The sequence below is a fragment of the Synechococcus sp. H55.2 genome (genome assembly GCF_047462495.1).
Taxonomy (GTDB): Bacteria; Cyanobacteriota; Cyanobacteriia; order Thermostichales; family Thermostichaceae; genus Thermostichus.
In genome coordinates this window covers 1-2476 of record NZ_JANSJH010000170.1, presented here as the reverse complement: position 1 = coordinate 2476, position 2476 = coordinate 1, and the positions used below count along the sequence as shown (strand labels likewise).

The following is a 2476-nucleotide window of genomic DNA, read 5'->3' as shown; positions in this document are numbered from 1 at the left end:
GCAGACAGCACGCCCACAATCACGATCACCACCAGCAGTTCGATCAGGGTGAAGCCCTTGGCTTGGGAGAAAAGTTGCTGAGCCAGCTTGGCCCGCAACAGAGACTGACGAGACTTCGCGCTCATGGTCCTCGATCCTTGGTTACTAGAGAGTTACTTGTGCAGGTTACCTGCCAGTCTTAACCTACCCAGCCTGAGGGCCATTCATAACAGCCTGTCCCCAAGCAAAATTGCGGATCTTTGGGGGGGGCAGATCCAGAAAGGTTCCGTAGTTTGGCCGAGCGGGCCTCTGCATGGCAGATTAAAACCAGCGCTCTCCTTTCGGCCCATGAACCTCGCCCTACAAGCTCGGATCCTGGAAGGCAAGCAACTGCTGCAGCAATCGCCGGCTGTCTTTGCAGAATGGCTGGCGGCTTTCTACCCACGGCAAGATCCAGAGGCATGGCGAGAGTTCTTGTTGGGCCTCTTTGACCTTGGGGTGCCTTCGCCGTCTGAAGAAGCTTTCCCAGCTGACCGGGTAGCGACTACCCTTGCGGCGCTGGAGCAAGTTTTGATTTCGGGCCGCCTAGACCTTGCCTACCAGGTCTACACGTCGCTGGTCAAGGCCGGGATCCTGCCATCGGAGAAGGTGATAGAGCTATTGCTGTCTTTGGCAGGCCGTCTGGAAAATACGCCCACCCAGGATCCCCAGCAGCGTCTGCGGATCTGCCTAAAACTGCGGGAGATGGCTTTTGAGTTGGATCCACGCCGGCGGGATAACACCCAAGTTCTGCTGTTGCGGGCCTTGCAAGCTCAAGACGAGCTGGCCGTCGGCTTCTACGGGCAGGCCCTGGTGGAGCATTTGGCCAGCTTGGGAGATGAGGAGACCCTAGACATTACCCAGGAGTCGCTCCTAACCGAACTCCTTATTCGGCTATGGGATGACGGCTACCTGGATCTGTTTTTCGAAGTGGCCACAGTTCTACAAGCTCATCTCCTAGAGAGTCAGAAATCCGGCTTTGCCGCTCTCCTAGCTCAGCTAGCCCAGGCAGCAGATCCAAAGCAGGCCGAGCGCTATCAAGGTTTGTGGACAATAGAGGACTTGATCGGCGACTTCTTTCAGAGGGCAGCTCGTGCCCTCTTCGGAGACTCTACTAGCGACGCTTATTCCATCTTGGGAGAAGCGCTTCTTGCGGCAGCCGCAAGCCCCCAGGCAGAGGAGAACTTCTCGCTGTGCCTATCTCTTCTCTCAGAATCTTTGGAAAAGCTGATCCACGCTGCTCGGCCAGACAGGGTGAGCTTTGCCATTCAGAAAATTATGGATTTACTCACCTCAAGTTATATTGACCTAGAGTCTCTAAAAGTAAATGAAGAAAATATGCTTGAGAGCTTAACTGTCGCCAAAGCTATTCTCTTTCGAGTCTGCTTTTGTTGGAGCTATCTAACAGATGATCGATCTCTAATTCGTCGTTACCAGCAGCTTGCTGGCAGGATTTTTAACGATTGCCTCAGCCTCATGGCTTCTCAGCGTGATTTCCTGTGGTCAGAGTATTGGAAAAGAAATCAGCAAGATTATCAAACAGTCAGTGGAGAAAGCCGTAAACTTCGAGTTGGTTTCCTGGGCAGCTGTTTCCAGCGACACTCAGTAGGCTTCCTCAGCGAAGCCATTTTGAGAAACTTATCCCGTGATGTGTTGGACATTTGTTACTACTACTACCAGGGCTGGAAAACTGAGGAAATGGCCAGCCGCGACAACATGTATCGGAAGTTTCGATCCCAGGAGAGCCTTCATTTTCGCTTCTTCTCTGAAGGAGTTAGTGCTCCTCAAGTGGCTGCCCAAGCTCGCGAGGATCATATCGATATCATGGTTTTCATGGACTCCATCACCAGCCACGACGCCAATATCTTAGCAGCTCTGCGGGCTGCCCCTGTCCAAATTGGCTGGCTAGGGGGAGATGCTGTCGGCTTGCCCGAGTTTGATTACTTCTTTGCTGATCCTTATATTCTTCCCGAAGATGCGCAGGCTGATTACCACGAAGAAATTATCCGCCTACCAAGCTATTGTGCAGTTGACCATCTGGACGTTATCCCGGCCGATGAGGTGGACTTCGAAAGTAAGTTAAGAATAGGCCCAAGAGATGTTGTTCTCCTTACTGCGGCCAATGCCTACAAGCGAACTGACGACTGTATCAATGCTCATTTGCAAATTCTAAAAGCCATTCCCAACGGAATTCTCATTGTCAAAGGCTCAGGGGAAATTGCCACAGTGGTTAGACGCTACCAAGAGAAGTCTAAAGAGCTAGGCGTCTTAGACCGTGTCCGCTTTCTGGCCAAAGCTGGGAGTGTGGAAGAGCATCGTGGCCAACTGGGTTTAGTTGACTTAGTTCTAGATACTTTCCCTTACACAGGTGCAACCCACACCATGGAAGCCCTTTATGTGGGTGTGCCGGTTCTTACCCTGGTAGGCCGCCATTACTATGGCCGCATGAGCTACAGTC

General features: G+C 52.3%; 1 protein-coding gene and 1 pseudogene. One reads left to right on the top strand and one right to left on the bottom strand.

The features are described from left to right. The coding region (locus NW844_RS12665; protein WP_414336154.1) for a prepilin-type N-terminal cleavage/methylation domain-containing protein at positions 1-125 on the bottom strand (125 nt) is incomplete at its 3' end. Between the two features lie 202 nt (positions 126-327). Here NW844_RS12665 and NW844_RS12660 point away from each other — a divergent pair. After that, positions 328-2476 (top strand): annotated as a pseudogene (locus NW844_RS12660) (FkbM family methyltransferase); the annotation flags it as partial.